Here is a 13350-nt window from a genome sequence, read left to right as displayed (position 1 = left end):
ATGGCGGAGCGTGACACGCCAGAACCTTCGGCGATCGCACCGGATGAGGTCCAGCGCTTCTGCGAATTTCTGTATCGCCGCACCGGCATGTCATTTTCCGAGAGCAAGCGATATTTCATCGACCGTCGGCTGAACGAACGTATTGCCGCGACCGGATCGAAGTCGTTCCAGGCGTATTTCTCCCTGCTGCGCGCGGACGCTGAGCACGAAATCGAGCACCTGATCAATTCGTTTACCGTGAACGAAACCTATTTCTATCGCGAAGACGCACAACTGCGCTGTCTGACCTCGGGGATGCTTGATGCCATCGTCAGCCGCAAGGCGCCGGGAGAGCCGATCCGCATCTGGTCGGTGCCGTGTTCGACCGGCGAAGAGCCTTATTCGATTGCGCTTTGGCTGATGGAGAACTGGCCGCAGGTCGATAATTTCAACATCGAAATCGTCGGCTCCGACATCGACACCAAGGCGCTCAAGGCGGCAGTCGAGGGCATCTACGGCGACCGCGCGCTGATGCGTCTGTCGCCCGATATCATTGCCCGCTATTTCACCCGCCTGGACGACGGCCGTTACCAGATCGACGAAGGCCTGCGCGAGTCGATCGAGTTCAGCAGGATCAACCTCATCGACACCGCCGATATGGCGCGGCAACGCGACTTCGATGTGGTGTTCTGCCGCAATGTCTTGATTTATTTTGACGACGCCTCGCGCCGCGCGGCGGCCGAAAATCTCTATGATTGTCTGCGGCCGGGCGGCTATATTTGTCTCGGCCATTCGGAGAGCATGAGTCGCATTTCTCCCTTGTTCAGAGTGTGCCGGTTTCCCGATGCGATCGTTTATCAAAAGCCGGAGGCGGACCATGGCTGAAGCCGACGCGGGCCGCTCACATGGCGGGAAACGTATTCTGGTGGTCGACGATTCCTCGCTGGTTCGGCTGTATTATCGCGCCGCGCTGGAGAAGGCGGGCTTTTCGGTCGAGCAGGCCATCAACGGCATCGAAGGGCTGGAGAAGACGCTGACCCAAGCCTTCGATCTCGTCATTGTCGATGTCAATATGCCGCGCATGGACGGCATCGCGTTCCTGCGATCGTTGCGAAGCCAGGCCGACATCGCCGTGGCCGGGCTTCCGGCGCTGATGATCTCGACCGAGTCCGAGCGGGAAGACATGGCGGCCGCTGCCGCGGCGGGCGCGAATTTCTACCTGGTCAAGCCGGTTTCCGAAGCGGATCTCGTGCGTCACGCGGCATTGCTTGCAGGAGTGGCGCAGTGAACGAACTCCACGCCCAGTTCGTCATCGAGGCGCGCGAGCTTGTTCGTCAGGCGACCGACGATCTTATCGCGCTGGAGCAGGACGGCAGTGCGCCGGCGCGCATCGACCGGGTGTTTCGTGCTTTCCATACGCTCAAGGGCTCGGCCGGCGTCGTCGAACTTCCGGCGATGACGCTGCTGCTGCACGCGGCCGAAGATCTTTTGACGGCGGTGCGCGGCGGCAAGGTTGCCGTCAGCGCCGACATCATCGATTTGTCGCTCGCGTGCCTCGATCAGGTGTCGCGCTGGGTCGACGACTTTGACGCCGCTGCGGCTCTGCCTGCCGATGCTGGCGATACCGGGCGCATGCTGGCGGAGCGCATGCGCGCATTTTTGCCTGGCGGCGCTTCGGCGACGGCGCCGGCCGCCACCCATGAGGCTCCTGTCGCCGCCGGAGTGGCGGATTGGGTGCTGCGTCTCATCGAGCAGGCGCGCGATAAGATCGTCGGATCGCCGGCCTTATATTCAATTTCCTACGAGCCAATTCCCGGCTGTTTTTTCAACGGCGACGATCCAGTCGATCTGATGCGGCAGATACCCGGCCTGCTGGCTTTTCACATCGAGCCGCGCAGTCCCTTTCCGCCTCTCGCCGAGATGGACCCGTTCGCCTGCAATTTGCGGCTACAGGCCATTGCCGCGGCCGACCGCGCCGACCTGGCCAAGATTTTCCGCATGGTGCCGGACCAGGTCCGTATCGAACCCGTGCCTGCCGAGGCTTTGTCGGCGCCGGCAACTGACGGCAAGAGCGACGACAATGTCGCTCTCGTCCGCGCGATCCTGGAGGCGCAGGCGGAGCTGTTGCGCATGCCGGGCCGGACCGAAGGTCTTGCCGGCTGCATCGGCGCCGCGCGGCGCGTGGCCCTGAATGCCCTGCGCGCCGGCGGCTTCGTGCAGCTTGCCGACGACCTCGAACGCAACGCACCGATCACCCTGGATTCGGCAGGTTTGTTGGCTCTGATCGAGCAGGCGGCTGCGCGCCTCGATGCCGCCGCCGCGGCCGGGAAGGACAGCGGCGTTGAAGCGCCGGACACTGCCACGGACCGATCGGACAAGCCGGCGGAACGCACGTTGCGCATCAGCGAGGACAAGATCGATGCCCTGGTCAACCTTGCCGGTGAGCTGATTGTCGCGAAGAATACCCTGGCACATTCGGTCAAGGCGCTCGACGGGCAAGGGGGCAACGTCGATTTGCTTCGGCGCGACCAGGATGCGATCGACCGCCTCGCGGTCGAGCTGCATGACAATATTCTGCGGCTGAGAATGATCTCGGTGGCGCAGGTATTCCGATCCTTTCCGCGGCTGGTTCGCGACGTTGCCCGTCAGCTGAACAAGCAGGTGACACTAATCACGCACGGCGAAAATACCGAAGCCGACAAGACCATTGTCGATCGGCTGTTCGAGCCGCTGGTGCATCTCGTTCGGAACGCGGTCGATCACGGCGTGGAAACCGCGGAGCAGCGCCGCGCAACGGGAAAGCCCGAAGCGGCGACGATTACCATTCAGGCTTCGCACTCCGGCGACCGTTTCCTCGTCGAGGTCAGCGATGATGGCCGCGGCATCGATCCTGCGACGGTCCGCCGCAGGGCCGCCGAAAGACAGCTGCTGCCGGACGATGAGCTTGCGGCCTTGAGCGATGAGCAGGTCATCGACCTGATCTTCGCCGCCGGGTTTTCAACCGCCGAGACGATCTCCGATGTGTCCGGCCGTGGCATCGGCATGGATGTGGTTCGCACGGCCGTCGAACGGATGGGCGGCCGGGTGACGGTCGCCAGCAAGGTCGGTGCCGGCACGACGGTGCGGCTTGATCTGCCGATGACCATCGCCATGTCGCTTATCATGGTCGTGGAGGCGGGCGGCCAGGCTTTCGGCGTGGCGATGGACGCTGTCTCGGAGACGGTGCGACTTCCGCCGGACCGCATTAGCCGGATAAAGAATAATGAAGGCTTCGTCCTCCACGATCAGGTGGTGCCGATCGTCTCCCTGGCTGACCTGATGAAGCTGCCCCCACGGCCTGCCGAGGGGGTGTCGCGGCTGTTTATTGTCGCCGAGACCGGGGGGCGCATCGCGGCCTTCGAAATTGACGCGATTCGGGACCGCGTCGAGGTCGTGCTGAAGCCCATGCAGGGCCTGTTGGCCGGTGCGCGGGGATATGCCGGAACGACGCTGCTGGGCGATGGCCAGGTTCTACTGGTCCTTGATGTGAAAGAGATCATGCCATGACCGTGCGTCGCGCCGCGGATGGAACTATTTTGCTCGTCGGGCCTTGCCCTGTGGACGACGCCGAGCCGCTCTTGCAGGGGTTGCTGGAGGCGTCCGGCGCTTCGGTCGACTGGACGAAGTGCCAGAAACCGCACACCGCGGTACTGCAGGTGTTGATGGCTGCCGGTGTGGTCCCTGTGGGTCCATGTGGTGATGTTTGGATCGAGGAGTGGTGGAGGGGGAATGACAGAGAAACCCAAGGCCAGGGTTAATCTTTCCAGATCAACTATTTACCGCATCGCACCTAAGGTCTAGATGTCCCACCGGTCTTTGGCGTCTTTCGCCTAAAAGCCCTCCCGAACATTCCGTGAGAATCTTATGGCTCATCATGTGTTGATCGTCGACGACAGCAAACTCGCCCGCATGGTCATCGTCAGTTCGTTGCGCCGCGTGCGGCCGGAATGGACGGCGGTCGAGACCACCAACGCCGACGAAGCCCTGGCCGCGGTCAGTGGCGGGTCCGTCGATATCGCGCTCGTTGATTTCAACATGCCGGGGGTCGATGGTCTCGAGCTGGTCGAGAGCATACGCAAGCGCCACGCTTCCATGCCGATCGCCGTGGTTTCCGCCAATATGCAGGACGAGATTGTTGGCCGTGCGCGCGAGTTGAATGCCGCATTCATCGCTAAGCCTCTCACCGACGAGGCCCTTGGCGCGTTTTTGTCGGGCGCTTCACTCCGGCTTAAGACGGCCGCAAGATGACAGGCGTCGCCAGCCAGCTATCAGACATAGAACAGGATGCGCTGGCTGAAATTGCCAATATGGGCGTCAGCCGAGCTGCCGCCAGTTTGCGCCAGATGGTCGGCGAACAGGTGCTGCTCTCCGTGCCGTCGGTCAAGATCGTGACACGGCAAGCCGCCGCCAAGCTTGTCGAAAGCGGCAACACCAAAAAGCTGGTCGGCGTCCAGCAGTCGTTTGATGGACCATTTGCTGGCAAGGCCATCCTGATCTTTCCGGAGGCGCAGAGCCTCGAGCTCGTACGGTCGATCGTCGGCAGCGAGCATTCGCTGGAAGACGTGATCGACCTGGAGCAGGAGGCCCTCGCCGAAACAGGCAATATTATTCTGAATGGTTGCCTGGCTACCATCGCCAACGTTCTGCATCGCACGATGCGGATGTCCTTGCCCATGATTGTTCGGGGCGATGGCGAAACCCTTTTTGAAATAGGATCGCCGGCGGCGGGCGGAAATCTGGTTTTGTTTCTCTACATCGATTTCAATATCAAGAACCGCGATATTCACGGATTCATTGCCTTGTTGATGGACCTGCCTTCCGTCAACGCTCTCAAGGAACTGGTAAACGACTTTATTAAAGGCATCGAGAAACAGTCTTCGGATCATGCTGGATAATGTATCACGACTAGGGTTCGGACCGATCTTCGATACGGTCGACACCGGCTTGATCGTCCTTGACGAGCAAACGCATGTAGTAGGCTGGAACAACTGGATGGCGCTCGCCTCCGGCCGCCCGGCCGGCGATGTTGTCGGCAAGACGCTCTACGAAGTATTTCCCGACCTGAACAGTCCGCGCCTTTCGACAGCGATCGACGATGCGTTCGCAGTTGGAAGCTCAAGCGTGTTGACGCACACCTTGAACAAGCTGTTCTCGCTGGCGGACGAGAGCGGCGAACCGCTGATGCAGAACGTCGTGGTTCGCCCTATAGCGGCGGGCACGCAACGTTATTGCCTTTTGCAGGTCTTCGACGTCACCGTGTCGGTCACGCGCGAGCGCGTACTCCGCGAACGCCAAAATGCACGCTATCACGCCATCGTCGACTCGGCGCCGGATGCGATCATCACGATCAACCCCGACCGGACGATTCAATGGATGAATGGCGCCGCCAAACTGGTGTTCGGCTATGCGCCCGAACAGTTGCTCGGCGAAAAAATAGATATGTTGGTTGAATCAGACAGTGCCTTGCTGTCGCAACTTGCCTGTGGCGCAGGTTCGGCTACGCCCGGCCGCGCGATCGAGGTCACGGGGCGTTACAAGGATGGGTCTTTCGGCTATTTCGAGGTATCGCTCGGCCATTGGACCGCCGATCAGCGAGAGTTCGTGACGACAATCTGGCGTGACGTCAGCGAACGGGTGGCCACCGACCGGGCGCTGCGGGAAGCGCGCGATGCCCTTGAAAAGATAAACCAGGATCTTGAGGCGAGGGTTGAGGAGCGAACGCGCGAACGCGAGGTGGCGCTCCGCCAGTTGCATGAATCGCAAAAGATGGAAAGCATCGGTCAGCTCACCGGCGGCGTGGCCCATGACTTCAATAACCTGCTGGCGATCATTCTCGGCAGCCTCGGGCTGCTGAAAAAGGCCGTGCCGGATGACGCGCGTGTTGCGCGTCTGCTGGATCGCGCCATCCAGGGCGCCGAGCGCGGCGCGACGTTGACGACGCGGCTTTTGGCGTTCGCGCGACGGCAGGAACTGAAAGTATCGGTCCTTTCATTGCAAAGTCTTATGCCGGAGATGATGGATTTCCTGCGGCATTCTGTCGGGCCCAATATCGCAATCCAGGTTGACATCGCGCCTGAGGTCTCCGCCGTCGAGGTGGACGCCAATCAGCTCGAACTGGCCCTGATCAATCTCGCAGTGAATGCGCGAGATGCCATGCCGTCCGGCGGTTCGCTGACGATCGCCTGTCACGACGAGCACAACGGCAAGGCGCTCGGGCTGCTCCGGGACCATTATGTTTGTATCAAGGTGTCCGATACGGGCGAGGGCATGAGCGAGGAGACGCTGGCCCGTGCTCAGGAGCCGTTTTACACCACCAAGGGAGTCGGCAAAGGCACCGGCCTCGGCCTGTCGATGGTGCACGGCTTCATTGCGCAGTCTGGCGGCATGATGAGGATCAAGAGCGCGGCGGGGAAAGGCACGACGGTCACGCTATGGCTGCCCTGTACGACTCGGCGGAACCCGCCCGCAGCTATCGAGCCTGAGGCCACCGCGGTGCCATCGTCCGGTGGCTTGCGCGTGCTTCTTGTGGACGACGACATTCTAGTCAGCATGGGCGCCGCCGACATGCTTCACGATCTCGGACATATCGCAACCGAGGCCAAATCTGGGGCCGAAGCCCTCAGTATTCTCAAAGCCGATCCGTCATTCGACGTGGTCATTACCGATTACGCCATGCCGCAGATGAATGGCCGCGACCTGGCCCACGCCATCCTGAAGATGATGCCGAAGATGCCGATCATCCTCGCGACCGGTTACGCTGAACTTCCTTCCGGCGAGGCGTTCAAATTCGAGCGGCTGTCGAAGCCGTATTCGGAAAAGGAACTTTCTGCGGCATTGGCGGCGGTCGTGAAGGGAAAATGACCGAGGGCGTTCTCGCCGCGGTCATGCAGATTGCCGACAAATAACGGGGGCTCGATCGTCGCACGGAGCAGGGCGTTGTTCCTCGCAACCTCCGGCGCAGTCTGATTTGACGCGATCCGGCTTCCTATCCGCGCCTTCTCTTGCGTCGCTTTCAGCCGCCACGGCAGCGGGGGCACATACCGGCAATTCGGCCGAACACCCTCGCAAGTACGCTTTCGTTGTTTATTCCGGCGCGCATCTCGCTACCACCGTCCCTCGGCATGGTGGAGTGTCTTTTGCGTAGTCCGTTTCACAAATATTGCGCGGGCCAATCCCTATCGAGGAACCGGTCCCGACGCGGGCCGTTGCACCCATGACCTGCTTCGGGCGGAAGCCACCATAGGGATTTGAAAATGTATCACCACGTCAAAAAGCTGATGTACACCGTGCGCGTCGATGAGCCCGATCCAGCTTTTGGCAACATGCTTCTGGAACAATTTGGCGGAGCCAACGGTGAACTGGCTGCCGCCATGCAGTACTCCATCCAGGGACTCAACTGCGAAGATCCTGATCGCAAAGACCTCTTGATGGATATCGGCACTGAGGAACTAAGCCATCTGGAGATCGTCGGCACCCTGGCGCGGATGCATCTTGCACCGATGAAATTTGCAAGAGACGCTGCCGAGGCTGACCCGCTTATCGCCATCGCGGGCGGCGGCGGGGTGAATCTGTTCAATTCGATGGGAAATCCCTGGACGGGCGACTACCTGAAAATCACCGGCGAGCTCGATGTGGACCTTCGCAGCAACATTGCCGCCGAAGCCCGGGCGAAGATCGTATACGAGCGACTGATCAATTTCTGCGACGACGCCGGCACCAAGGACGCGCTTCAGTTCCTGATGACGCGTGAGATCACGCATATGCGAATGTTCTCGCTGGCCCTCGAAAGCATGGGCAAGCCGCCGTTTACGATCGGCAAGATCGCCCCGACCAAGGGACTCGTCGACCAGATCTTCAATGACTCCACGGGGCAGGGCGATCACGGCGAGATCGACGCCCGGGGACCGTGGAATGAAGGCGATCAGTGGCAATTCGTCGAGTCGCCGGCTGTCCAGGCGATGAAGGACCTGGATGACGCCGGGGACGCCGTCCCGGTACATGCCGAAAGCGCAGAACTCACCGAGACCGGGCCGATCCAGGAGCTTCTTGTGCACCAGCTGCGCGATATTCTCCACGCGGAAAAGCAGCTCTTGAAGGCCTTGCCGAAGATGGCAAACGCGGCGCGAACCGGACAGCTGCAACGATTGTTCGAGCAGCACCTCCAGGAGACCGAAGAGCAGGTCAGCCGCCTCGAGGAGTGTCTGTCGCTTCTCGGTTCTACGGCGCGGCCGAAGCCCTGCAAGGGCATGATGGGCATCATCGAAGAAGGCGATGAAGTCATGGCGGAGTACAAGAAGAAAAAGGATGATGCCGCCGCAGACCTCGCGCTTATTGGCGCCGCTCAACGCGTCGAAAACTATGAGATTTCCGGCTACATCACGGCGCGAAACCTGGCCCAGCAACTGAAGCACTCGGCGATCGTTCAATACCTCACCGTGTCGCTGGGCGAAGAGCAGAATGCCGACCAACTGCTTAATCAGGTCGCGCGACCATTGATGTCGGCTGCCCGGATGCCGTCGGCGGTCGAATAAGCTCAAGACAGCGCCCCGGGCTAGGCCGGGGCTCTGTTCGTCGGGGTGATTTCAGATCGTCGGTGCCGCGCGGAGTATTTGTCGCGGCAGGAAAGTTGGGTCCTAATCGCGGCGATCGCCATTACCTTGCTTCTGCCGCTCGTTAGGCATGTGCACAGGGTCCACGAGTTCTCCGATCAACTGTAACAGGGCGCAGTGCTGTGGGCTGTTGTTGCCCGGCGCCAGAAACAATCCGACCTCGATGGCGGAGCTTTTCTCCCCTGAGCCTTCTCTGGGCTCGTGAGACACCACCAGTTTCCCATCGCGACCTCGACAGAGATACCAGGCATCACCGTCGGGGCCTTGATGGAGTCGTCTTCGCTGTGTGGTCATGGGCGACCAACGTTCCGGTTACAAGCCGGTTCCGCACCAACGAGAATGCTGGCGCGCAGTGGCGCGGCGAGCGTAGCTACTTCTGTGGTTCAATCGTGCAACCGGCGACCGCCCGGGAAATCACCTGAAGCAGCGCGCCCAGTCCTGCCACGGCGAGAACGATGACCGAGAGGCGGCCCCACGGTCCCAGAAAATACAGCGTGGTGGTTATGAGTGCGGACCACATGCCCGTGCACCAGATGCACGAGACAAAATCGGAGAGCAGGCCGGTCAGCCCGCGTCCTCCCTCGAGGCGCTCGCGCAGCGGCTCCAAGAGCTTGTCGTAGGTAATCAGATGGATGAGACGCAGGCATCCGAGGCCAAGAACCGCGAGGTCGTAGGCGCCCAATCGCTCCGGTTCAAATCCGCCGTACCAATGAATAAGCAAAACCGCCAAAGCGCAGAACAGCGCGAAGGTCAGCGTCGCCACGACGCCGAATATCTTTCGTTCGTCAGGCTTTCCGGGCACTGAATGATATCCCTTGTTGTAAGCGATGCGGGAGGGCAGGGGGTGCAGAACTGGTGGTGAAGTCACGCACTGCACGTGTGCGTGCCCGGTGAGGAACGTGGTGGCTCCCTCCGAGTTCCGCCAAAGGCCAAAAGAACCCGCTTCAGCCCCGCGTTTCGGCTGCTGTCTGCCATCGCAGGGCAGTCGCGCCCTCGACGTCCAGAGAAAGCCGGCCTACATCGTGGCGCCGATTTGCCAGGGCACGAATTCGAGGTCGCCGTAGCCGAGGTCTTCCGACTTGGTGTGCTCGCCGGACGCAACCTTGAGAACCTTATTGAAGATCTCCTCGCCCTTGGCCTCGAGCGACACGCCGTCGAGGACATCGCCGCAATTGATGTCCATGTCGTCGGTCATGGTCTCGTAGACATAATGGTTGGTGGCGAGCTTGATCGACGGCGTCGGCTTGCAGCCGAAGGCAGAGCCGCGGCCGGTGGTGAAGCACATGACGTTGCAGCCGCCGGCCACCTGTCCGGTGGCGCCGACCGGGTCGTAGCCCGGCGTGTCCATGAAGACGAAGCCGTGTTCGGTGATGGGCTCGGCATATTCATAGACCGCGCGCAGCGTGCTCGATCCGCCCTTGGCCGCGGCGCCGAGCGACTTCTCGAGGATCGTGGTCAGGCCGCCGGCCTTGTTGCCGGGCGAGGGGTTGTTGTTCATCTCGCCGCGATTGCGCGTGGTGTAGTCCTCCCACCAGCGAATGCGCTCGACCAGCTTTTCGCCGACGGCGCGGTTCACGGCGCGGCGCGTCAACAGATGTTCGGCGCCGTAGATCTCCGGCGTTTCGGCAAGCACGCCGGTGCCGCCGTGCTTCGCCAGCAGATCGACCGCGGCGCCGAGCGCCGGATTGGCGGTGATGCCGGAATAGCCATCGGAGCCGCCGCATTGCAGCGCCAGCACCACTTCGGAGGCCGGCCGCGTTTCGCGTCTTGCCTTGGCGGCGGCCGGCAGCATGGCCTTGATGCGTTCGACGCCCTCGGCCACGGTCTTCCTCGTGCCGCCGACGGCCTGGATCGTCATGGTCTGGAAGTGATCGCCTTCAACGAGGTGGCCTTCCTTCTTCATCCGGTCGATCTGGAAGGCCTCGCAGCCGAGCCCCACCATCAGCGCGGCGCCGAGATTGGGATGTGTAGCGTAGCCCCACTGCGTCCGCTGCAGCACATCGTAGCCCTCGCCACGCGCGGCCATGCCGCAGCCGGTGCCGTGGACGAAGGGGACGATGCCGTCGATCTCCGGATAATCGTTCAGAATGCCGGAGCGGTTGACCTGTTCGGCAATGAACTTGGCGACCGACGCCGAGCAGTTCACCGAGGTGAGGATGCCCACATAATTGCGCGTGCCGGTGCGGCCGTTCGGCCGCACATAGCCCTCGAAGGTCGCCCGCAATTCCGGTGGCAGCATCTCGTCGTTGCGCGCGTCTTCGGCGTGGCGGTAATCGCGCGCGAAGTCGTGCATGACGACATTATGCTCGTGCACCCAGTCGCCCGGCGCGATCGGCTTCGCGGCGAAGCCGATGATCTGGCCGTACTTGCGCACCGGTTCGTTTGCCGCAATCGGAACCATCGCCATCTTGTGGCCGCGCGGAATGCGCGCCTGAGCGATAACCCCGGCCGCCGTCATGCCTTGCCCGACCTGGTCGACAGCGACGATGACGTTGTCGTCGGCGGCGAGACGGATAATGCGCGGCGCCTTCGGATCTGACTCTGTCATGGTTCGAACCCGGTTATTGTTTGCGGCTGGCGAGCAACTCGGCATATTCGATCGCTTCGATCAGGCTTCGCTCGCTGGCGATGCCTTTACCGGCGATATCAAACGCGGTGCCGTGGTCGACCGATGTTCTTATGATCGGCAGACCAAGGGTAATATTCACGCCGCTCAGCGCTTCCCAGGCCCCGGTTTTCGGATCGACCGAAAAGCCGAGCAGCTTGACCGGAATGTGGCCCTGATCGTGATACATCGCAACCACGGCGTCGAACTGGCGGGCGCGCATCTTGACGAAAACCGTGTCGCCCGGCACCGGCCCGACGACGTCGATGCCGTCAGCGCGCAGCTTTTCGAGAACGGGAGCGGCGACATCGATATCGTAGCGGCCGAGAACGCCGCCTTCGCCTGCGTGCGGATTGAGCGCGGCAACGGCAATGCGCGGCCGGTCAACGCCGAGCCTGATCAGGGTTTGATGGGTGAGGGTGACAACGCGCGCCAGCCGCTCCGGCGTGGCCTTCGTGGGCACCTGTTCCAGCGGAATGTGCGTCGTGACGTGGCTGACGCGGAAATCGCCATGGGCCAGCATCATCACGGGACCGGCGCCGCCGGTGAGGGCGGCCAGCAATTCGGTATGGCCGGGGTAATGATGGCCGGCGAGATGGAGGGCTTCCTTGCTGAGCGGCGCGGTGACAATGGCATCGGTGCGGCCGCTGCGTTGCGCTTCGACCGCCGCGACGATGGCGCGATAGGCAAGGTCGCCGGTTTGTGCCGACCATTGTCCGAACGCAGGCGCCTCCGCCCCGCCGCCGACTTCGATCAACTCGACGTCGCCGAAGCTCTGCAGGCTTGGCAACGCCATGGCTTTAGCCGCCGCATCAAAGGCTTTTGCCGAGCCGGCAACGCTGATTTGCGATCTCTCGCCCTCGCCGCCGGAGCGCAGCGTGCGCAGCGCTTTCAGGATGATTTCGGGGCCGATGCCGGCGGCATCGCCCATCGTGATACAAAGACGTGTCAACGGCATTCAACCTTTTGTCCGAAAGAGCCCCGCGGAGCGGGGGCGATAGAGTATTCCGTGCGGCCGGCTGCGGTCATTTCAATGATCTGGCGAAGCGTATCGGCCGATCCGAACGCGCCGGATTTCGAGATGACGGGCAGCCCTGCCCAAGCGCCGTCGCTGAATTCCGAGATGGCGATGCCGCGCGCCAGCAGCCCGCGCACCGCGAGGCCGGAAGCGCCGAGAACGCTATTGCAGACGGCGAGCGTATCGCCCCCCATGACGATCACCGCATCCGGACGATCGAGCCGGGGCAACACGTCGCGCAAAGCCGTGTCGAGCAGGCGCCGGGCCTCGGCGGCGGGCAGATCGGGAAAGTCGGCGGCCAGCGCCGCCCATGTATCGGTCTGCAGCCGTTTGTTGATGCCCGCGGCGGCCGCAGCGGCATCATAGCCTGGCGTCAAGGATGCCAATGCCGCCGGTTCCTCGCGGCAAAGTTCTCTGATCTGCAGCGACGCGACCGCATGCCGTGTGCCGCAGATCACGAGAATGCGTCTGGCGGTCAACGGCAGGGGAGCAATGCCGCCCGCAATCGCTTCGGCAAGGCCGGCGCTGCCGCACCACAGCACGCGGCCGGCGCGCATGCCGCGATCGACAACACTTCTGAGATCGTCCTCGGTATTGGCATCGCAAAGGAAAACACGTGGCGTTGCAGTCTTGTCCGATGGGGGGCCCCGCTGCACGTCGATATTGAACCGGGCGAAATCGCGCACAAGATCGGGACCGATCATCTCAAACTGGTCGTGCCCCGCGAGCTTTGCCCATTGGCGGCCATTGCGGGTAACGCGCGAGAGCGCTGGAAACGCGGGGGCGAGTATCGCGGCGTCGAACCGGTTCTGCCGGACGACGTGGGCGATTTCGGCGGCGACGTGGCCGCGCAGGAGGCTGTCGATCTTCTTGAAGGCGAGCCCGTCGAAACGATCAAAGGCGGTCTCGAACGCGCTCAACCGGGCGAGCGCTTCATCCTCCGAGACGTCGCGGGTTTCGGTCGAAAGCGCGCAGCTTCCGGTCCGCGGAATCGCTCCGGCTTCGAAGATGAGCGGCAGAGTTTGACCATCGGCCATGAAGCAGCCGGCCGTATCCAGCGCGCCCGTCAGGTCGTCAGCGAGGATGCGGAGGGGCTGCAC

The 13350-nt window shown here is 62.2% G+C and carries 11 protein-coding genes; 7 read left to right on the top strand and 4 right to left on the bottom strand.

The annotated features are described in order from the left end of the window. The 7 genes from ASD45_RS12205 (at position 1) to ASD45_RS12170 (ending at position 8549) form a co-directional block, all read left to right on the top strand. Positions 1-864, top strand: a complete 864-nt coding sequence (locus tag ASD45_RS12205) for a protein-glutamate O-methyltransferase CheR (protein WP_056911725.1) — start codon at positions 1-3, stop codon at positions 862-864. Then, positions 857-1267 (top strand): response regulator, encoded by a 411-nt coding sequence (locus ASD45_RS12200; RefSeq protein ID WP_056911724.1) that lies wholly within the window; start codon positions 857-859, stop codon positions 1265-1267. The genes ASD45_RS12205 and ASD45_RS12200 overlap by 8 nt, the downstream gene beginning before the upstream one ends. Then, positions 1264-3525 carry a chemotaxis protein CheA gene (locus tag ASD45_RS12195; protein WP_056911723.1) on the top strand — a complete coding sequence of 754 codons (2262 nt, stop codon included), beginning with the start codon at positions 1264-1266 and terminating at the stop codon, positions 3523-3525. Before ASD45_RS12200 ends, ASD45_RS12195 begins: the two co-directional genes overlap by 4 nt. 369 nt (positions 3526-3894) lie before the next feature. Beyond that, positions 3895-4266 carry a response regulator gene (locus ASD45_RS12185; RefSeq protein ID WP_348271224.1) on the top strand — a complete coding sequence of 124 codons (372 nt, stop codon included), beginning with the start codon at positions 3895-3897 and terminating at the stop codon, positions 4264-4266. Continuing rightward, positions 4263-4913: a chemotaxis protein CheX gene (locus ASD45_RS12180; RefSeq protein WP_056911721.1), complete on the top strand. Its 651-nt coding sequence runs from the start codon at positions 4263-4265 to the stop codon at positions 4911-4913. Before ASD45_RS12185 ends, ASD45_RS12180 begins: the two co-directional genes overlap by 4 nt. Further along, complete coding sequence (locus ASD45_RS12175; RefSeq protein WP_056911720.1) at positions 4903-6879, top strand: PAS domain-containing sensor histidine kinase; 1977 nt, start codon at positions 4903-4905, stop codon at positions 6877-6879. Before ASD45_RS12180 ends, ASD45_RS12175 begins: the two co-directional genes overlap by 11 nt. A 392-nt stretch (positions 6880-7271) precedes the next feature. Then, a complete protein-coding gene (locus tag ASD45_RS12170; protein ID WP_056911719.1) occupies positions 7272-8549 on the top strand; it encodes a DUF892 family protein in 1278 nt (425 codons plus the stop codon). Positions 8550-8997: 448 nt separating this feature from the next. On the opposite strand, the gene ASD45_RS23725 is transcribed toward ASD45_RS12170, so the two are convergent. The 4 genes from ASD45_RS23725 to ASD45_RS12150 form a co-directional block, all read right to left on the bottom strand. Beyond that, a complete protein-coding gene (locus ASD45_RS23725) occupies positions 8998-9390 on the bottom strand; it encodes a DUF1360 domain-containing protein (protein ID WP_056911718.1) in 393 nt (130 codons plus the stop codon). Positions 9391-9642: 252 nt separating this feature from the next. Further along, positions 9643-11175 (bottom strand): altronate dehydratase family protein, encoded by a 1533-nt coding sequence (locus ASD45_RS12160; RefSeq protein ID WP_056911717.1) that lies wholly within the window; start codon positions 11173-11175, stop codon positions 9643-9645. A 13-nt stretch (positions 11176-11188) separates the two neighbouring features. Next, positions 11189-12190 carry a 4-hydroxythreonine-4-phosphate dehydrogenase PdxA gene (pdxA, locus tag ASD45_RS12155; RefSeq protein WP_056911716.1) on the bottom strand — a complete coding sequence of 334 codons (1002 nt, stop codon included), beginning with the start codon at positions 12188-12190 and terminating at the stop codon, positions 11189-11191. Then, positions 12181-13350, bottom strand: a complete 1170-nt coding sequence (locus tag ASD45_RS12150; RefSeq protein ID WP_056911715.1) for a four-carbon acid sugar kinase family protein — start codon at positions 13348-13350, stop codon at positions 12181-12183. Before ASD45_RS12150 ends, pdxA begins: the two co-directional genes overlap by 10 nt.

Source organism: Pseudolabrys sp. Root1462 (genome assembly GCF_001426945.1).
GTDB lineage: Bacteria > Pseudomonadota > Alphaproteobacteria > Rhizobiales > Xanthobacteraceae > Pseudolabrys.
This window is presented reverse-complemented; position numbering and strand designations above follow the sequence as displayed.

What these genes read in the sequence shown, in the direction of transcription:
- ASD45_RS12205 (WP_056911725.1), top strand. Translation starts at nt 1, where the DNA reads ATGGCGGAGCGTGACACGCCAGAACCTTCGGCGATCGCACCGGATGAG.
- ASD45_RS12200 (WP_056911724.1), top strand. Translation starts at nt 857, where the DNA reads ATGGCTGAAGCCGACGCGGGCCGCTCACATGGCGGGAAACGTATTCTG.
- ASD45_RS12180 (WP_056911721.1), top strand. Translation starts at nt 4,263, where the DNA reads ATGACAGGCGTCGCCAGCCAGCTATCAGACATAGAACAGGATGCGCTG.
- ASD45_RS12175 (WP_056911720.1), top strand. Translation starts at nt 4,903, where the DNA reads ATGCTGGATAATGTATCACGACTAGGGTTCGGACCGATCTTCGATACG.
- ASD45_RS12170 (WP_056911719.1), top strand. Translation starts at nt 7,272, where the DNA reads ATGTATCACCACGTCAAAAAGCTGATGTACACCGTGCGCGTCGATGAG.
- ASD45_RS12160 (WP_056911717.1), bottom strand. Translation starts at nt 11,175, where the DNA reads ATGACAGAGTCAGATCCGAAGGCGCCGCGCATTATCCGTCTCGCCGCC.
- pdxA (WP_056911716.1), bottom strand. Translation starts at nt 12,190, where the DNA reads ATGCCGTTGACACGTCTTTGTATCACGATGGGCGATGCCGCCGGCATC.